This window comes from Rhodanobacteraceae bacterium, assembly GCA_016713135.1.
In the GTDB taxonomy this organism is placed as follows: domain Bacteria; phylum Pseudomonadota; class Gammaproteobacteria; order Xanthomonadales; family SZUA-5; genus JADKFD01.
On sequence record JADJPR010000007.1, the window covers coordinates 18,115 to 35,906 of the forward strand.

A 17,792-nucleotide genomic window follows, 5' to 3' on the forward strand; every position below is an offset into this window, starting at 1 on the left:
GCCAGGACCCGAACAGTCCCGGGATGCGAGCCCTTGCCGCCCACAACTCAGAACCCAGAACCCACAACCTGCGTCGCTGGAGCCGCCAACCCCCGTCCCTCCGAAGCGGGCACCAGCCGCTTCTCCAACGCCAGCGCGCAGCGCAGGCCGCGGTCGAGCAGGCGCGCGTGGGCTTCGGCCAGCGCTTGCGCGCGGTCGCCGGCGAGTGCGCCCTGGCTGGCGAGCCATTCCAGCAGTGATGCGGTATCGGTAGGCGGTGCCGCGCCGGCGTCTCGCCCGAGCGACAGCAGTGCCTGTTGCGCGACGAATTCGATGTCCACCGCGCCGCCGCGGCCTTGTTTGAGGTCGAACAGTTCCGGGGTGCTGCGGTCCAGCGCCTCGCGCCAGCGCTCGCGCATCTGGGTGACTTCCTTCGCGACCACGGCTGGGTCGCGCGGCTGCAGCAGCACGCGGGTGCGCAGGGCATCGAATTCCGTGCCCAGGGCCGGATCGCCGGCGACGAAGCGCGCGCGCACCAGGGCCTGGTGTTCCCACAGCCAGGCCTCGCCCTGCTGGTAGCTGGCGTAGGCGGACAGTGGCGTCACCAGCAGGCCCTTGCTGCCATTCGGGCGCAGGCGCGCGTCGATCTCGTAGAGCGGGCCGAAGGCGGTCTGCACCGTCAGCAGGTGCAGCAGGCGCTGGCCCACGCGCGCCACGTAGCGCTGCCCGTCGAGCGGTCGCGCGCCCCCGCTCTCCGCCGCCTGCAGCGTGTCGTCGTACAGAAACACGAGGTCCAGGTCCGAGCTGAAGTTCAGCTCGCGCCCGCCCAGGCTGCCGTAGCCGATCACCGCGATGCCGCCGTCGCTACCCAGGCCCGGCAGAGTGCCATGCTGGGCCGCGAGGTCGCGCAGGGCGAAGCCGAGCAGGCGCTCGATGGCGAGGTCGGCGATGTCGGCGAGGCCGGCGGCGGTGCGCCGCGCGTCGCAACGGCCGTCGAGGAAGGCCAGCGCCAGTTCCAGCCGCGCGCTCTGCTGGAACTGGCGCACGCGCTCGAGCTCGTGTTCGGTGTCGCCCGGATCCACCGCCGCCAGCTCCAGCGAAAGGCGCTGGCGCAGTTCCTCGCGACTGGGCAGTTCCAGCGCCAGGCGCGGGTCGAGCAGATCGTCGAGCAGGATCGGCGACTGCGCCAGCGCGCGGCCAAGCCAGGCGCTCGCCAGCAGCAGGTCGTGCACGCGGTCGATCAGTGCCGGGCGCTCGGCGAGCAGCGCGAGGTAGCTGGTGCGCCCGGCGATCGCCGCGAGCAAATCGATCCAGCGCTGCAGCGTGGCATCGCCGCCGCGCTGGCGGCAGGCGGCGAGCACCAGCGGCACGATGCGGTCCAGCCGGGCGCGGCCGCGCGCGCTCATCGCGCGCACCGTGGGCGTGTCGGCCAGGCGCAGCAGCAGCGCGCCGCGCGGATCCTGCGCCGCCGCGGCATCCGCTGCGCCCTGCTCGGTCGCCGGCGCAATCCGGCGCCAGAGCGCAGCATCGGCGCCACCGCCCGCGGGCGCGGCACCGCCGCTCGCGGCCAGCGGCAGGCAGCGCTCGAAGGCGCCGCTGACCACCTTGCGGTGGCCGTCGAGCACGTCCATCAGCGCATCGAAATCCGGGTAGCCCAGCGCCCATGCGTAGCGTTCGCGGGTGGCGGGATCCTCGGGCAGCACATGGGTCTGCTCGTCGCGGTACATCTGCACCCGGTTTTCCAGCCGGCGCAGCAATCGGTAGGCATCGGCGAGCGCAGCCGACTCGGTCGCATCGATCACGCCGCGCTCGCCGAGCAGCGCCAGCAGATCCAGCGTGTTGCCATTGCGCAGCGCCGGGTCGCGGCCGCCGCGGATGATCGATTCCAGTTGCACCCGGAACTCGATCTCGCGGATGCCGCCGGGGCCGAGCTTCAGGTCCTGCTCGCGCTCGCGGCGGCGCACCTCGGCATCGACCAGCGCTTTCAGCTCGCGCAGACCTTCGAGCGCCGCGTAGTCGAAATAGCGGCGCCAGACGAAGGGCCGCAGGCGTTCCAGCAATTCGCGGCCGGCCGCCAGGTCGCCCGCCACCGGGCGCGCACGCAGCAGGGCAAAGCGCTCCCACTCGCGGCCCTCGCGCTGGTAGTAGTCCTCCATCGCGTCGAAGGACAGCGCCAGGCGCCCAGCGGTGCCGAAGGGCCGCAGACGCCAGTCGACGCGGTAGCCGAAGCCTTCGGCGGTGGTCTCGCCGAGCAGCGCGCTGGCGCGCTGGACCAGCCGCGCGAAGAAATCCTCGTTGTCCAGCGAGCGCCGGCCGTCGGTCTCGCCGGCGCGCGGGAAGGCTGCGATCAGGTCGATGTCGCTGGAGAAGTTCAGCTCGCGCGAGCCGAGCTTGCCGAGGCCATAGACCACCACCGGCTGCAGCGCGCCGTGCTCGTCGCGCGGCTCGCCGTGGCGCGCCACCAGCTCCGCGCGCGCCGCGGCGAAGGCCACCTCGATGCAGCGCTCGGCCAGCGTTGTGGCGCGTTCCAGCGTGCGCTCGACACCGTCGCGCCCGAGCACATCGTCGACGATGATCGACAGCGACTCGGCGCGCCGAAAGCGCCGCAGTGCGCTGCCGAGATCGGGGTCATCGGCGCGGGGCGGCGTGCCGACGGCTGCGCTGCCATCGACCAGGCCAAGGAGGTCAGGGCGCCGGCGGAATTCCTCGAAGGCAAAGTCGCTGGTCAGCAGCACGCCATCCAGCGCGGGCGCGGCCTCCGACGCGTCCAGCGCCCTGCGGCGCTCGGCGATCCACTCGCTCCAGTGCGCTGGCAGCGTGGCGCTCACGCGGCGGCGCTGATGTCGCCGAGATCCTCGGCCGCAGCGAACTGCACGCGCCGGGTAACGCCGCAGACCAGCTCATAGCCGATGGTGCCGGCGGCCTCCGCCACCTGCTCCACCGGCAGCTCCGGGCCCCAAAGCAGCACCTCGCTGCCGATGTCTGCCGCGGGCACGTGGGTCAGGTCGATCGCCAGCAGGTCCATCGACACGCGGCCAATCACCGGGGCGTTCTTGCCCGCGATCTGCACCGGCGTACCGCCCGGCGCATGGCGCGGGTAGCCGTCGCCGTAGCCGACGGCGGCGATGCCGATACGCATCGGCTGCGGGCAGACGAAGGTGGCGCCATAGCCCACCGCCTCGCCCGCCGCGAGCTGACGCACCGAGACCAGGCGCGTCGACAGGCTCATCGCGGGCTGCAGGCCGAGATCGCGCCCGGTGCGGCCGGCAAAGGTCGACAACCCGTAGAGCATGCCGCCGGGGCGGACCCAGTCGCCGTGGCTGGCGCTGAAGGCCTGCACTGCGGCCGAATTGGCCAGGCTGCGCTCGCCGGGCAGGTCGCCGATGGCGGCACGGAAGCGCGCCATCTGCGCCTCGGTGCGCTCGGTGTCGTAATCGTCGGCGCAGGCGAAATGGGTCATCCAGCGGATCTCCGCCAGCGGAGCCAGCGCACGCACGCGCTCGTACACCCGCCGTGCCTGTTCCGGGGCGAAGCCCAGGCGATGCATGCCGGTGTCGAGCTTGATCCATAGCGAGATCGGCGCCTGCGGCGGATGGCGTTCGAGGATCGCCAGCTGCGATTCATGGTGCAGCACGCAGTCGATGCGCAGCTCGCGCACCAGCGCCAGGTCGCGCGGCTCGTCGAAGCCCGAGAGCAGTACGACGCGATGATTCAGCCCCGCGCGCCGCACCCGCTCGGCGTCGGTGAGGGTGGCCACGCCGAAGGCATCGGCCGCCGACAGCGCCTGCGCCACGCGCTCCAGACCGTGGCCGTAGCCATCCGCCTTGACCACCGCCATCACCTTCGCCCGCGGCGCCAGCGCGCGCACCCGCTTCAGGTTGTGGCGCAGCGCTTCGAGGTGGATGGTGGCAGTGGTGGCACGCATCGGCAGGGCAGGGTGGTGAATGCTGGCGCGCAGGTTCGCCCAAGGCGCGCCGAGCTTGCAAGGATGGGGTGGGGCATTGTGGGGGCAGGTGGGCCTGGCGGCCGGTTGTGAGTTGTGGGTTCCGGGTTCTGGGCGGCAGGAGCTCGCGGCTTCGCATCGGTCTTGCGCGCTCTTGCTGCCTACAACCCAGAACCCACAACCCACAACCCGGATTTCCCCACTACCCCTCGAACAACCCCGAATACCGCCGCGCCGCGCCCTCGATATCCGGCGTCGCATACAACCCGCCCGCCACCGCGATCGCATCGGCGCCCTCGACGATCAGTTCGGACGCGTTGTCGGGGGTGATGCCGCCGATGGCCACCAGCGGCAGGCCTAAGGCACGGGCCTTGCGCAGCAGCACCGGGTAGGCCTCGCGAGTGTGGGCCTTGGTGCGGGTGGGGAAGAAGGCGCCGAAGGCGAGGTAGCTGGCGCCGGCGTCGGCGGCGCGCTGGGCGTTGACCACGCTGTCGTAGCAGGAGGCGCCGACGATCGCGAGCGGGCCCAGCCGCGCGCGGGCGGCGGCGACCGTGGCGTCGTGCTCGCCCACATGCACTCCGTGCGCCATCAGTTCGAAGGCCAGTTCCACGTCGTCGTTGACGATGAAGATTGCGCCCATCTGGCGGCACACCAGGAACACCGCGCGGGCGCGCTCGGCGCGCTCGGCGGGGCTCGCGTCCTTGTCACGGTACTGCACCAGGCGCGCGCCGCCGCGGATCACCGCCGCGGTCGCGTCGGTCAGCGCCGCGGGCGCCAGCCAGGTCGTATCGACCAGGGCATACAGGCCACGGATCAGGGAGGGATTCATCGGCAGCGGCGCGGCAGGTTCACGGTGTCGTGGCGAGCTTATGCCAGAATTCGCGACCTTTTTTTGACCCGGAATCGATCCCATGAGTGCAGGCGAACCCACCGACGGCCTTGGCCCCTGGCGCACCTGGGTGTGCGTGGTGTGCGGCTACATCTACGACGAAGCGGTCGGCAGCCCCGCCGAAGGCATCGCCCCCGGCACCCGCTGGGCCGACGTGCCGGATTGGTGGACCTGCCCGGACTGCGGCGTGGGCAAGGCGGATTTCGACATGATCGAAGCGTGATCGAAGCGGGTTGTGGGCGTGCGCGGTCTTTGGTCTGGGGTGTCGAAGGGGTTGTGGGTTGTGGGCAGCGAAGCCCGTGCCCCTGCGCGACTGGTGCGGCGGACGCCCTGACACGCACGGCGGCTGGTAGGCATCCACCGGTCTCGAAGCGCTTGGCTCCAACAACCCAGAACCCACAACCAACAACCAGCCCCATGCATCCGATCGCACTCGCTTTCGCGCTCACCACTGCGACCCCAGAAGTGCCCGCAACGCCGCTTCCGCCGGTGATCGCCGAGGAGCGGGCGCCGGAGGAGGATGCGCGGCGGCCGGAGCGGCGCAAGCAGGTGGACCTCGATGAGTTGCGCCAGCGGCGCGCGGCGACCGACATCGCCGAGGCGCTGTCGGAACTGCCCGGTGTGATCGCGCGGCAGCGCTACAACGAGGCGCAGGACACCCAGATCCAGGTGCGCGGTTTCGGTGCGCGTTCGCCCTTCGGCGTGCGCGGGCTGCGCATCGAGTACGACGGCATCCCGGCCACCGCGGCGGATGGCCAGAGCCAGATCGGCCACCTGGACATCGCGTCCGGCGGACGCATGACGCTGGTCCGCGGTCCGTTCGCGGCGCTGTACGGCAATGGCGGCGCCTACCTGCGGGTCGACGGCGTGCGCGGCGTCCAGCGCGATGGCGACCGCGTCAGCCTGGCGCTCGGCAGCAACGGCCAGCGCCGTATCGGGATTGCTGCCGACACCGGTGAGGCACTGCGCCTCGGTGTCTCCGGCAACCATTACGAGACCGATGGCGTGCGCGCACGCAGCGCCGCCACGCGCACGCTCGGCGCGGCGCGGCTGGATTGGGAGATCGGCGAGCGCGATGCGCTGGCACTGTCGCTGCACACCCAGGTCCAGCCCGACTCCGAGGATCCGCAGGGCCTGACACGGGCCGAATTCGATGCCGATCCGGAGGCTTCCAACCCGCTGGCCGCGCAGTTCGGCACCCGCAAGTCGGCGCGCCAGTCCCAGCTCGGTGCGCGTTGGCAGCACGATTTCGGGGATTCCGAATTGAGCTTCGCCGCCTACGCCGGCCAGCGCAGCATCGACCAGGTGCTGAGCGTCAGCGTGCAGGCGCAGCAACTGCCGACCAATGGCGGCGGCATCGTCGACCTCGAGCGCGATTACCACGGCTGGTCGCTGCGCTGGCTGCATCGCGCAGCATGGTCCTTTGCCGATGCCGAGCTGAGCGCGGAACTGCGCGACGAGCGCCTCGCCGAGGATCGGCGTGGTTACGAGAACTTCGTGGGCGACCGCCTGGGCGTGCGCGGTGCGCTGCGGCGCGACGAGACGAATGCGAGCGATGCGCGCGACGCCATGCTGCGCCTCGACCTGATGCCGGGCGATGCCTGGCGCTTCAGCGCCGGCGTGCGGCGCACGCTCGCCGACTATCGCAGCGACGACCGCTTCATCGCGCCTGGCAACCCGGACGACAGCGGCGACTATTCGGCGGATGCCTGGCTGCCGGTGGTCGGTGCGAGCTGGCGCATCGATCCGCAGTGGCAACTGCACGCAGCGGTGGGTCGCACCCAGGAGCTGCCGACGCTGGCGGAACTGGCCTACCGTGAAGACGGCGATGGCGGCTTCAATGACGATCTGAAACCCGCGATGGGAGACCAGGCCGAGCTCGGCCTTGCGTGGGCTGGCGATGCGTTGCGCGCGGAGTTGACCGCCTTCCTCGTCGAGATGGACGACGAGATCGTGGTCGACAGCGCATTGGGCGGGCGCACCAGCTTCCGCAACGCCGGCGCCACCCGTCGCGATGGCCTGGAAATCGCAGCCGACTGGCGCCTGGCGCAGGCCTGGCAGCTGCGCGGAGTCGCCAACCTGATCGATGCGCGCTATCGCGAGGGCTACAGCAACTGCCCGGCGCGGCCCTTGCCATGTCCACCGCAGGCGGTTACGGTCGCCGCGGGCCAGCCGCTGACGGGCGTGCCGGACCGCAGCGCGCGCGTGGAACTGGGGTACACCGCCGGGCGCGACTGGAGCGCTGCGCTCGAATGGCAGGCGCTGTCGCCAACCCCAGCCTCGGACCGGGTAGCCGACAAGGTGCCCGGCTACGCGATCTGGAACCTGCGCTGGCAGAAACGCTTCGCCCTGCGCGGCTTCGGTCTCGCCAGCGCGCTGGTGCGTGTCGACAACCTGTTCGACCGCCGCTACAGCGCCTCCGCCATCGTCAACGACGGCGCCCGACGCTACTACGAAACTGCGCCGGGGCGCAGTGTGTGGGTGGGGGTGGATTGGGCATGGTGAGGGCCGATGCTGCGAAAAGTGAAAAGTGAAAAGTGAAAAGTGAAAAAGGCTCGGCCCGCGCCGCCGCTCCTCCTTTCACCTTTCACTTTTTACCTTGCTTGCGCTGGCGTCTCAGGAAACCACACCCACTTTCGCCCCATCCAACACCTGCCGCACCGCCGCTCCGAGGTCCTCGCGGGCATAGGGTTTGGCCAGGATGCGCGGGCGCTCGCCGGCACCGAAGTGGTCTTCCAGCGCGGCTTCGGCGTATCCCGAGCAATACAGCACCGGCAGTCCGGGGAATTCGCGGCGCAATCGGTCGGCCAACTGGAAGCCGGTTTCGCCGCCGAGCAGCACCACATCCGTGAACACCATGCGGATGTCCGGATGTGCTGCGAGGGCCGCCAGTGCGCCGGCGATGTTGGCGGCCTCGGCCACGCGGTAGCCAAGCGATCGCAGCTGCGCCTGGGCGATGGCGGCGACCTCGGGGTCGTCCTCGACCACCAGGATGTGTTCATTGCCGCGCAGTTTCTGACCGCGCGATTCGAGCACCGTGGGTGCGTCCTCGCCGGGCGCCGCGGGCAACAGCAGGCGCACCGTGGTGCCCATGCCGGGTTCGCTGTAGATGCGCACATCGCCGCCCCATTGGCGGACGAAGCCGTACACCATGCTGAGCCCGAGCCCAGTGCCCTTGCCCGCCGCCTTGGTGGTGAAAAAGGGCTCCAGCGCGCGGGCGATCACCTCGCGGGACATGCCCTCCCCGCTGTCGCTAACCTCGATGATCACGCTGTCGGCACCGCTTTTCGCCAGGCGCAGGCGATCGCGCTGGTGCGCCGACAGTGTCAGCGTTCCGCCGCGCGGCATCGCGTCGCGCGCATTCAGCACCAGGTTCAGCACCGCGCTCTCCAGTTGACCGGGATCGGCCAGCGCGCGGTGCAGGGTCGGCTCGATCCGGTAGCGCAGCTCGATGCCCTCGCCCAGCGTGCGCCGAAGCAGATCGCGCATGCTGCCGAGCAGTTGGGCGCAATCGACCGCCTGGGCCGTCAGCTGGCGCTTGCGCGAGAAAGCCAGCAGCTTGCCGGTCAGTTCCGCGCCGCGGCGCGCGGCGCGCGCGGCCGAATCGACCAGCATGCGTGCATCCGCGCGATCCAGCAGCACGTCCTCCAGGATCTGCAAGTTGCCGGCGATCACTGTCAGCAGGTTGTTGAAATCGTGCGCCACGCCGCCGGTCAGCTGGCCGAGCGCCTCCATCTTGGACGCCTGCAGCAGCAGCCCCTGCTGCTGCTGGCGCTCGAACACCGCGGCGGCCAAGTGGCAGGCGCTCTGCGCGAACAGGCATTCGTCCTCGCTCAAGGGTTCGTCGGCCCGGCGGAACAGCGACAGCAACCCGTGAATCTTGGAGGGCCCACGCAGCGGCATGATCGCGCCGGTCAGGTAGGCCTCCGGATCGCGCTGCGCCGCCTTGCCCGGCGCGACCAGCAATTGCTGCACCTGGCCCTCGAGCAGGCGCCGCAGTCGCGCCGGCGGCAGCACGCGGCGGATCGTCGCCAGGGCGTCGGCATCGGTCCAACCCTGGGTTGCGATGAAGCGTACATGGTGCCCTTCGTGGCCGCGCTCGCAGACGCCCGCGTGGCTGAGCTTCAGTTGCTCGACCAGTACCTTCAGCATCTGGGCGCAGAAGGCCTCGGTGCCGCCGGTGCTCACGGCCTGCTCGGCCAGGCGCGCCAACGCCATTTGCCGCTGGCTGCGGCGCAGCAACTCGCGCGAACGTTTGAGCTCGGTGACATCGCGGACCGCGGCCACTACCAGACGCTCGCCCTGCACCGCGAGCGGGCTCAGGCTGACTTCGACCGGGATCTCGCTGCCGTCGCGGCGGCGGCCGACCAGGTCCAGGTTCAGGCCCATCGGCCGGCTCTTCGGATCCGTCGCATAGCGCGTGCGGTCGACCCGGTGGCGGTTGCGGTAGCGAGTGGGGATCAGGACCTCGATCGCCGCGCCGACCAGCGCGCCGGGCGCGTACAGGAACATCGCCTCGGTGGCCAGGTTGGCATAGCGGATGCGGCCGTTGGCGTCGACTACCAGCAGGGCATCGGGCGCGGCATCGGCCAGCGCTTCGAGCAGGCGCGAGTCGGCGGGCACCATCAGGCAATCTCCACGGGGCAGGACAGCATGTAGCCGACGCCGCGCACCGAGCGGATCAGGCTGGGCAACTTGGGATCCTCACCGAGCTTGCGCCGCAAACGGGTGATCTGCATGTCGACGGTGCGATCGTAGGGACCCGCCTCGCGGCCATGCGTCAGGTCCAGGATCTCGTCGCGCGACAGCGGCTTTTGCGCGTTGCGTGCGAGTGCCGCGAGCAGCTTGAACTCACCGTGCGTCAATGGGATTTCGGCGCCGTCGGCACTGCACAATCGATGCTCGCGCAGGCGCAGTTCGAAACCGGAAAAGCGCAGGAAATCGGGTTCTGCCGGTTCGCGCGGTGTCGCTTCGGCGCGCCGCAGCACGCTCTTGATGCGCGCCAGCAGCTCGCGCAGGTCGAAGGGCTTGGTCACATAGTCGTCCGCGCCAAGCTCAAGCCCCACCACCTTGTCGATCGTGTCGCCACGTCCGGTCAGGATGATGATCGGCAACTGGTGCCGTTCGCGCAGGTGGCGGATCAGGGTCAACCCGTCTTCGTCCGGCAGGCCGAGGTCGACCAGCGCCAAATCCGGGCGTTGCTTCTCCAGCAGGCGTCGCGCAGCTCCGGCGCTGTCCGCTTCAATCGCTGCAAATCCCTGCGCGCCGAGGTAGATCCGCAGCAATTGCCGGATCTCGGCTTCATCGTCGACGATCAGGATCTCGGCAGCTGGCGACATCATGCGCTACGGGATGGCGAGGGTCCCGATTCTGGCGCGATATGGGCTGAGTTGTAAGCCTTGGGCTGGTCCGCGGCTTGGTGGCCGGTTGTTGGTTGTCGGTTGTTGGCGGCAACAGCTGGCGCGCCGATGGCTGGTGGGAGCGGCTTCAGCCGCGATCCGTTGCTTGCGACCGCGGCAAGATCGCCGACGGAGTCAGTTCTCACCGAACGTGCGACAAGATGTTGAATTTCCTACACGCTCCGCTTGTGCCGAACGACGACCCTGTGATTGAGGACGCAAAGGACGCAAAGGACGCAAAGACAGCAAATGCCGGGGATACCTCGGCGCTCTACCGCGTTTGATCTTCTTTGCGTCCAAAAACAGAGTCCGCAATCTTGCGAGAGTCACGGTTCGATGCGCGAACAAGCGCACCGGCAGGGGCGACTGGAACTCCCACCGGTCTCTCGGGATGCGAGCTTCGCTGCCCACAACCCACAACCCACAACCCACAACCCACAACCCACAACCCATCCCCTCACCCGCCGCCCTCCGCCCGCGTCTGGCACACATGGCAGTACTCTGCATCCGGCTGCGCGCGCAGGCGCTCGAGCGGGATGCTGGTGCCGCAACTGAGGCAGCGTCCGTATGTGCCGCGATCCATCCGCCCGAGGGCTGCGCGGATGTGGTCGACCTCATGCTGGTCGCGCAGCACATCGGCGATGGCCAGTGCCGAGTCCAGGTCGACTACGCCGGGGTCCACCTCGCGGCCCTCGGGTTCGCGCGCGCTGCGCTCTGCCATCACGCGCTCGATCTCACTGGCGAGCAAGGCTTCGCGCGCCAGCATCTGTTCGCGCAGCGCACCGATCTGGATGCGCGTGAGGTGCTTCATCGTCAACTCCGGTCAGCCCCGGACCACCAGGACCGGGACCTTGCAGTGGGTCAATACCTTCTGGGTTTCGCTGCCGAGCAGCAGGGCCTCCAGGCCGCGGCGCCCGTGCGAAGCCATCACGATCAGGTCGCAGCCGCGCCGATCGGCTTCATCGACGATCACGCGCGAGGGATCGGAAGACAGGACGAAGTGCGTGAGCACCGCCACGCCCTGCGCCTCCCCCTGCCGCACGGCGCGCGCCAGGATGGCTTCCGCCTCGTCGATCGCGCGCTGCTGGAAGGCCTCGCGCGCGGTGTCGGCCAGCAGCGGTACCTCGAATCCGGCATCGCCGACGAAATTGGTCACGACATGCAGGGTACTGACGCGCGCGCCGATGCCGCGGGCGAGTTGCAGTGCGTGGTCCAGCGCCTTGTCCGACAGCGCGCTGCCATCCACCGGAACCAGGATGTGGCTGTACATCGGCGTACCTCCTTCCCGACCCGCCGGTGGCCAAGACTAGCCAGTGGGCGGATTCGCGAATTGACCTCGGTCAATTCCGCGGACGGCGCAGCTTCAGTTCCAGCAGATGACGCTCGCCATCGGCGCCCGGCACGTCCAGTCGGTGGATCGCCATCACCTCGATGTCGCCCGGGAGCCGCGCGATCTCGGCGTCGGGGCGCTTGCCCTTGAGCGCCAGCCAGCAGCCATCGCCCGCCAGGATCTGGCGCGTGCTCGCGACGAAATCGGCCAGCTCCGCATAGGCGCGCGAAATCACCTGGCGGAAGCCTGCCTCATCGCGCAGCGACTCCGCGCGCGCCTCATGCACGCTCACGGCGGGCAACGGGAATCGGCGCAGGCACTCGCGCAGGAAGCGCGCCTTCTTGCCATTGCTGTCGACCAGCCAGACGCGCTCGTACGGATGCACCAGCGCGAGCACCAGGCCGGGGATCCCGGGGCCGGTACCGATATCGGCCAGATCCGGCCCCCGCGCATGCGGCAGCACCGCCAGCGCGTCGACCAGGTGGCGGTCGATCATTGCCAGCGGCTCGCGCACCGCGGTCAGGTTGTAGGCAGCGTTCCACTGCAGCAGCAACGCGATGTAATCGAGCAGCCGCTGCTGCGCCGCAGCGTCCAGCGCCAGGCGGAGCTCATTGAGGCGCTGTGCGAGGCGGTCATGCCAGGAGGCGGGGATGGACATGGGTCCGGGTCTTGAGTGGGTCTGGACCGGATGATGAGGCGCCGGGCGGGCGCCGCAAAGGACCGGGTGGTGGGCCGGGCACGGGTTTTTGGTTGCGGGTTGGGGGCCGAACCGGGGTTGTGGGTTCTGGGTTGTGGGTTCTGGGAAGCGAAGCTCGCTCACCGTGGCTCCGGTGGGAGCCGACTTTGTCGGCCGACGCCCCAGGGCGGCCTCGCTCCTCCGGGGCGAAAAGGACCCCCGGGGGCGAGCGGCGGGGGGGGGGGGGGCGATCTTTCCCGCGGCTGCCGGAAAGATCGCGGCTGGAGCCGCACTCGCCGGTTATCGGCACACCGGCTCTTGCCGCCCTCAACCCACAACCCAGAACTCACAACTCACAACCCGGAGCCCCATGCACCCGCATCGCGCACGCGACCAAGGTCGCGCTGGCGCGCTCATGGATTCAGCACCATACTGGTGCAAATGGGCCCCATTGTGCACCTTCTGCATGCACAATGCGAGGGCAGCGCATTGATTTCGCAGGAATTTGTGCATGGCACAACGATTGCACAAGCCTGCCGGCATTCCCCAAACCCCCGCCTGGAGACCTCCATGTCGATCGAGAAAGTCAAGAAACTCATCAAGGACAACGGCGTCAAGTTCGTCGACCTGCGCTTCGCCGACATGTCCGGCCGCGAGCAGCACCTGTCGATTCCGGCGAGCACGCTGGACGATGCGGACTTCGAGGACGGCCGCATGTTCGACGGCTCGTCGATTGCCGGCTGGAAGGGCATCAACGAATCCGACATGGTGCTGCTGCCGGATGCGTCCACCGCGTTCCTCGATCCGTTCACCGAAGAAGCCACCGCTGTGATCCGCTGCGACGTGCTCGAACCGTCGACGATGCAGCCCTACGGCCGCTGCCCGCGCGGCATCGCCAAGCGCGCCGAAGAATACCTCAAGACCACCGGCATCGGCGACACCGCCTTCTTCGGCCCGGAGCCGGAGTTCTTCATCTTCGACAGCATCCGCGCCGACGTGCAGATGAAGGGCTCGTTCTTCGAGATCGACTCCGAAGAGGCCGCGTGGAACTCGGGCAAGAAGTACGAGCATGGCAACACCGGCCATCGTCCGGGCGTCAAGGGCGGCTACTTCCCCACCTCGCCGGTGGATTCGCTGAATGACCTGCGCGCGGCGATGTGCCTGACGCTCGAAGCGCTCGGGATTCCGGTCGAAGTGCATCACCATGAGGTCGCGAACGCCGGCCAGTGCGAGATCGGCACCCGTTTCAACACCCTGGTGAAGAAGGGCGACGAACTGCTGACGCTGAAGTACGTCATCAAGAACATGGCGCACCAGCACGGCAAGACCGCCACCTTCATGCCCAAGCCGCTGGTCGGCGACAACGGCAGCGGCATGCATGTGCACCAGTCGCTCGCCAAAGGCGGCAAGAACCTGTTCAGCGGCAACGAGTACGGCGGCCTGTCGAAGCTGGCGCTGCACTACATCGCCGGCATCTTCAAGCACGCCCGCGCGATCAACGCCTTCAGCAACTCCACCACCAACAGCTATCGCCGCCTGGTGCCGGGCTTCGAGGCGCCGGTGCTGCTGGCCTACTCGGCGCGCAACCGTTCGGCCTCCTGCCGCATTCCGTGGGTGTCCAACCCGAAGGCACGTCGCATCGAAGTGCGCTTCCCGGATCCGGTCAACTCCGGCTACCTGACCTTCACCGCACTGATGATGGCGGGCCTCGACGGCATCAAGAACAAGCTCGACCCGGGCGCGCCGTCCGACAAGGACCTGTACGATTTGCCGCCGGAGGAGGAGAAGCTGATCCCGACCGTGTGCCACTCGCTGGACATGGCGCTGGAAGCGCTCGACAAGGACCGCGAGTTCCTCAAGGCCGGCGGCGTGATGAGCGACGACTTCATCGATGGCTACATCGAGCTCAAGATGAAGGAAGTCACCGCGATCCGGATGCACACGCACCCGATCGAGTTCCTGCAGTACTACTCGATCTGAGGCGCGGACCATGCGGCCCCTGCGCGCAGCGCCGATGTTCGACAACGACGCCGGCCTGCGCGCAGCGAGTACCGGCGGCGCGGCGGCTCCCCCGCCCGCGCTGCTGGACCAGTTGACCACACCGCTGGCGATCGTCGATCGCCAGCGGCGCGTGGCCTGGGCGAATGCGGTGCTGACCGAGACCTGGTGCGAGCGCCGGATCATCGGCACGCCGGTCGCCGACCTTGCCATCGGCGATGATGCCCTGCCGGGCCTGGTGGGGCGCGTGTTCGAGCAGCGCACGCGCATCGTCGCGCGGCGCCTGCTGCTGGAACTCAAGCGCGAGGCGCCGCGGCGCTTCGACGTGGCGCTGTCGCCGCTCCCATGGAATGGCGAGCCGGCGGTGCTGATCGAGATGCACGCGCTCAGCGAGCACGACCAGGATCTGGGCGAAGGCGTGGTCCAGGCGCCCGAGCCCGCCGCGCAGCAGATGGCTCGCGCGCTGGCCCACGAGATCAAGAATCCGCTGGCCGGATTGCACGGCGCCGCGCAACTGCTGGAGCGCGAGCTGCCGAAGAAGTCGCTGAAGGAATACACCCAGGTGATCCGCGCCGAGGCCGATCGCATCCGCCGGCTGGTCGATCGCCTGCTGCAGAAGCCGGACGTCGCGCACGCCGGCCAGAGTTTCAACGTTCACGAGGTGCTCGAGCGCGTGCGCACGCTGATCGGTGCCGAGGCCGCCGGGCGCAGCGAAGTGATCCGCGACTACGATCCCAGCCTGCCCGACATCGACGGCCATCCCGACCGCCTGACCCAGGCGCTGCTGAATCTTGCCCGCAACGCGCTGCAGTCGGGCGCCAAGACCATCCGCCTGCGCACCCGCGCCGAACGCCGGGCGCGCATCGGCGACCGCACCTGCCGCCTGGCCCTGCGCATCGATGTCTGCGACGACGGCCCCGGGGTGCCGGAGAACCTGCGCGAAAGCCTGTTCCTGCCCTTCGTCACCGGGCGCGACGAAGGCACCGGCCTCGGCCTGCCGGTCGCACTCGCCATCGCGCGCGAGCATGGCGGCACCCTGGCCTACGTCTCGCGCCCCGGTGCGACCACTTTCAGCTTGCTGATTCCGGTGCAGGCATGAGGGCGTCGTGTCTGGAGAGACTCACCTCCCTGAAGTCCCGGTTGTGGGTTGTGGGTTCTGGGTTGTGGGCCGCCACACCCGGTGCCACCGCGGCTGGGTCGCGGTCTTGCCCGCTTTGCCGCCCACAACCCACAACCCACAACCCACAACCCGGGAATCAGGCATGAGCGCCCTGCCGCGCCCCGCGCCCCGCCGCACCGTCTGGCTGGTGGACGACGACCGCTCGATCCGTTTCGTGCTCGAAAAGGCGCTGGCCGGGGCCGGGTTCACGGTTGAAAGCTTCGATGCAGCCGAGCCAGCGCTGCGCGCCCTGCTGTCGCGCACGCCGGACCTGATCTTCACCGATGTGCGCATGCCGGGGATGGACGGCATGGCGTTCATGGACAAGCTGCGCCAGCGCAGCACCACGCTGCCGGTGGTGGTGATGAGCGCCTACACCGATTTGCCGAGCACGGTCGCGGCATTCCATCGTGGCGCCTTCGACTACCTGCCCAAACCTTTCGACATCGACAGCGCGATCGACATGGCGCGACGCGCCACCGCGCGCGAGCTGCCGGCCGCGGAGACCGACTGGTCGGACGAGGGCCTGGTCGGCGACACCCCGGCGATGCGCGAGGTGTTTCGCGCCATCGGCCGGCTGTCGCGCGCCGATCTGTCGGTGCTGATCACCGGCGAGACCGGCACCGGCAAGGAACTGATCGCGCGCGCGCTGCACCGGCACTCGCCGCGCGCGGACGGGCCGTTCATCGCGCTGAACACCGCGGCGATCGCGCCTGAGCTGCTGGAAAGCGAGCTGTTCGGGCACGAGCAGGGTGCATTCACCGGCGCCACCCGGCGCCACCAGGGCCGCTTCGAGCAGGCCGATCGCGGCACCTTGTTCCTCGACGAGATCGGCGACATGCCGATCGGCCTGCAGACGCGCCTGCTGCGCGTGCTGGCCGAGGGCGAGTTCTACCGCGTCGGCGGGCGCGAGCTGATCCGCGCCAATGTGCGCGTGATCGCCGCCACCCACCAGGACCTGCGCACCAAAGTGGAGCGCGGCGAGTTCCGTGCCGATCTGCTGCACCGGCTGGACGTGATGCGCATCCACCTGCCGCCGCTGCGCGAGCGCGCCGCCGACGTGCAGCGCCTCGCCGAACGCTTCCTTGCCGAGGCCGCGCGCGAGATGCGCGTGGCGCCCAAGCACCTGTCGCTGGACGCCGCCCGCGCGCTGACCCGCTATCCCTGGCCCGGCAATGTGCGCGAGCTGCGCAACCTGTGCCAACGCCTGGTGCTGATGGCGCCCGGCTCGCAGATCCTGTCCGGCGACCTGCCTGAGGAAGTCCGCCGCAGCGAGCAGGGCAGCGGCATCGACCCCGGCTGGCAAAAGCCGCTGGCCGACTGGGCCCGGCAGCAACTCGACCTGGAAACCCCGGACCTGCTGGAAGCCGCCAAGGCCAGCCTGGAACAGGTGCTGTTCGACGAAGCCCTGAAAGTCACCGGCGGCGACCGCCAGCAGGCGGCCAGGCGTCTCGGCTGCGGACGGAATACGTTGACCCGGAAGCTGGGACCGAAGAAGCGGTGAAGCGTTCCGGGTTCTGGGTTCTGGGTTGTGGGCACCCTTCGCACCCGACTCAGCTCGCGGGGGAGCGCTGGCTTTGCTGCCCACAACCCACAACTCACAACCCACAACCGGCGCCGACCGGGTGTGGGGACAGCTGTTCCGTTCCCCTACCGTGGTCCCGGCGATCCCGCTAGCCTACGCCCCCCCTTACCGCACCCCCAGGCCCGCCCCATGAGCGACGCTCCGCAGCAAGTCATCCGTTTCCACTACAGCGTCGCCGAAGTCGGCCAGCCGCCGATGGAGTCCTCGCGCGAGGGCGGGCAGCCGATCGCGGCACTGATCGGGGCGGGCAACATCATCCCGGGTCTTGAGCAGGCGCTGATCGGCAAGAACGTCGGCGACCGCTTCGAGGTCACTGTGCCGGCGGCCGAGGCCTACGGCGAGCGCAACGAGGCGCTGACCCAGCGCGTGCCGAAGAAGTACTTCCCGACCAATGTCGCGCTGCGCCCTGGCCTGACGGTCATGCTGCAGACCCAGCACGGCCCGCGCCCGGTGACCGTGCTGAAGATCGGGATGAGCGTCATCGACGTGGACCTCAATCACCCGATGGCCGGCAAGGACCTGTCCTTCGATATCGAGATCGTCGAGATCCGCGACGCCACCGAGGAAGAGCTGGCGCACGGACATGTGCATGGCGACGGCGGGCATCACCACTGAGCGGGTGGGCCGCTGATCGCGCAAGCGGGGCTGGGGACGCAGAAGCGGGGCTGGAGACTGGGGGCTGGGGCGCGTGCGCGCGTCTCCCCGGGTCAGACAATTCCCTTCGCGGGCGCACAGCCGGGTTGCCCTGCAACTTGGGCAGCGCGCCCCAGCCCCCAGTCCCCAGCCCCGCCTTTCCCACCTTCCTCTCCGGGCAACGAAAAGTTAACGCATAAT

14 protein-coding genes are annotated in these 17,792 nt (G+C 69.4%); 6 read left to right on the forward strand and 8 right to left on the reverse strand.

Features of this window, described 5'->3' with window-relative positions; translation table 11 throughout:
- Positions 1-47: 47 nt before the first annotated feature.
- The 3 genes from glnE to IPK27_08420 form a co-directional block, all read right to left on the reverse strand.
- On the reverse strand, positions 48-2,807 hold the full coding sequence (glnE, locus tag IPK27_08410; GenBank protein MBK8067642.1) for a bifunctional [glutamate--ammonia ligase]-adenylyl-L-tyrosine phosphorylase/[glutamate--ammonia-ligase] adenylyltransferase: 2,760 nt from the start codon (positions 2,805-2,807) through the stop codon (positions 48-50).
- A complete protein-coding gene (gene alr / locus IPK27_08415; GenBank protein MBK8067643.1) occupies positions 2,804-3,904 on the reverse strand; it encodes an alanine racemase in 1,101 nt (366 codons plus the stop codon). Before alr ends, glnE begins: the two co-directional genes overlap by 4 nt.
- Before the next feature lie 220 nt (positions 3,905-4,124).
- Positions 4,125-4,751 carry a thiamine phosphate synthase gene (locus IPK27_08420; GenBank protein MBK8067644.1) on the reverse strand — a complete coding sequence of 209 codons (627 nt, stop codon included), beginning with the start codon at positions 4,749-4,751 and terminating at the stop codon, positions 4,125-4,127.
- An 82-nt stretch (positions 4,752-4,833) separates the two neighbouring features.
- On the opposite strand from IPK27_08420, the gene IPK27_08425 reads away from it, so the two are divergent.
- A complete protein-coding gene (locus IPK27_08425) occupies positions 4,834-5,034 on the forward strand; it encodes a rubredoxin (GenBank protein MBK8067645.1) in 201 nt (66 codons plus the stop codon).
- Positions 5,035-5,228: 194 nt separating this feature from the next.
- The gene (locus IPK27_08430) at positions 5,229-7,316 is read left to right on the forward strand and encodes a TonB-dependent receptor (GenBank protein MBK8067646.1); all 2,088 of its coding nucleotides are present in this window, start codon (positions 5,229-5,231) and stop codon (positions 7,314-7,316) included.
- A 111-nt stretch (positions 7,317-7,427) separates the two neighbouring features.
- On the opposite strand, the gene IPK27_08435 is transcribed toward IPK27_08430, so the two are convergent.
- From IPK27_08435 to rsmG, 5 genes are all read right to left on the reverse strand, one after another.
- A complete protein-coding gene (locus tag IPK27_08435; GenBank protein MBK8067647.1) occupies positions 7,428-9,437 on the reverse strand; it encodes a PAS domain S-box protein in 2,010 nt (669 codons plus the stop codon).
- Complete coding sequence (locus IPK27_08440; GenBank protein ID MBK8067648.1) at positions 9,437-10,150, reverse strand: response regulator transcription factor; 714 nt, start codon at positions 10,148-10,150, stop codon at positions 9,437-9,439. Before IPK27_08440 ends, IPK27_08435 begins: the two co-directional genes overlap by 1 nt.
- Before the next feature lie 517 nt (positions 10,151-10,667).
- Positions 10,668-11,021, reverse strand: coding sequence for a TraR/DksA family transcriptional regulator (locus IPK27_08445; GenBank protein ID MBK8067649.1), 354 nt, complete (start codon positions 11,019-11,021; stop codon positions 10,668-10,670).
- A gap of 12 nt (positions 11,022-11,033) precedes the next feature.
- Positions 11,034-11,480 carry a universal stress protein gene (locus tag IPK27_08450; protein ID MBK8067650.1) on the reverse strand — a complete coding sequence of 149 codons (447 nt, stop codon included), beginning with the start codon at positions 11,478-11,480 and terminating at the stop codon, positions 11,034-11,036.
- 70 nt (positions 11,481-11,550) lie between these two features.
- Complete coding sequence (gene rsmG / locus IPK27_08455; protein MBK8067651.1) at positions 11,551-12,198, reverse strand: 16S rRNA (guanine(527)-N(7))-methyltransferase RsmG; 648 nt, start codon at positions 12,196-12,198, stop codon at positions 11,551-11,553.
- A 588-nt stretch (positions 12,199-12,786) separates the two neighbouring features.
- On the opposite strand from rsmG, the gene glnA reads away from it, so the two are divergent.
- The 4 genes from glnA (at position 12,787) to IPK27_08475 (ending at position 17,573) form a co-directional block, all read left to right on the forward strand.
- A complete protein-coding gene (glnA, locus tag IPK27_08460; protein ID MBK8067652.1) occupies positions 12,787-14,196 on the forward strand; it encodes a type I glutamate--ammonia ligase in 1,410 nt (469 codons plus the stop codon).
- Between the two features lie 112 nt (positions 14,197-14,308).
- Positions 14,309-15,313 carry a PAS domain-containing sensor histidine kinase gene (locus IPK27_08465; GenBank protein MBK8067653.1) on the forward strand — a complete coding sequence of 335 codons (1,005 nt, stop codon included), beginning with the start codon at positions 14,309-14,311 and terminating at the stop codon, positions 15,311-15,313.
- A 163-nt stretch (positions 15,314-15,476) separates the two neighbouring features.
- A complete protein-coding gene (ntrC, locus tag IPK27_08470; protein MBK8067654.1) occupies positions 15,477-16,877 on the forward strand; it encodes a nitrogen regulation protein NR(I) in 1,401 nt (466 codons plus the stop codon).
- 210 nt (positions 16,878-17,087) lie between these two features.
- The gene (locus IPK27_08475) at positions 17,088-17,573 is read left to right on the forward strand and encodes a peptidylprolyl isomerase (GenBank protein ID MBK8067655.1); all 486 of its coding nucleotides are present in this window, start codon (positions 17,088-17,090) and stop codon (positions 17,571-17,573) included.
- Positions 17,574-17,792: the final 219 nt, after the last annotated feature.

Bases quoted from the DNA above. Each gene is read 5' to 3' on its own strand.
- IPK27_08440 (MBK8067648.1), bottom strand. From the start codon at position 10,150: ATGTCGCCAGCTGCCGAGATCCTGATCGTCGACGATGAAGCCGAGATC.
- alr (MBK8067643.1), bottom strand. From the start codon at position 3,904: ATGCGTGCCACCACTGCCACCATCCACCTCGAAGCGCTGCGCCACAAC.
- IPK27_08425 (MBK8067645.1), top strand. From the start codon at position 4,834: ATGAGTGCAGGCGAACCCACCGACGGCCTTGGCCCCTGGCGCACCTGG.
- rsmG (MBK8067651.1), bottom strand. From the start codon at position 12,198: ATGTCCATCCCCGCCTCCTGGCATGACCGCCTCGCACAGCGCCTCAAT.
- IPK27_08475 (MBK8067655.1), top strand. From the start codon at position 17,088: ATGAGCGACGCTCCGCAGCAAGTCATCCGTTTCCACTACAGCGTCGCC.
- IPK27_08420 (MBK8067644.1), bottom strand. From the start codon at position 4,751: ATGAATCCCTCCCTGATCCGTGGCCTGTATGCCCTGGTCGATACGACC.
- IPK27_08435 (MBK8067647.1), bottom strand. From the start codon at position 9,437: ATGGTGCCCGCCGACTCGCGCCTGCTCGAAGCGCTGGCCGATGCCGCG.
- glnA (MBK8067652.1), top strand. From the start codon at position 12,787: ATGTCGATCGAGAAAGTCAAGAAACTCATCAAGGACAACGGCGTCAAG.
- ntrC (MBK8067654.1), top strand. From the start codon at position 15,477: ATGAGCGCCCTGCCGCGCCCCGCGCCCCGCCGCACCGTCTGGCTGGTG.
- IPK27_08450 (MBK8067650.1), bottom strand. From the start codon at position 11,480: ATGTACAGCCACATCCTGGTTCCGGTGGATGGCAGCGCGCTGTCGGAC.
- IPK27_08430 (MBK8067646.1), top strand. From the start codon at position 5,229: ATGCATCCGATCGCACTCGCTTTCGCGCTCACCACTGCGACCCCAGAA.
- IPK27_08445 (MBK8067649.1), bottom strand. From the start codon at position 11,021: ATGAAGCACCTCACGCGCATCCAGATCGGTGCGCTGCGCGAACAGATG.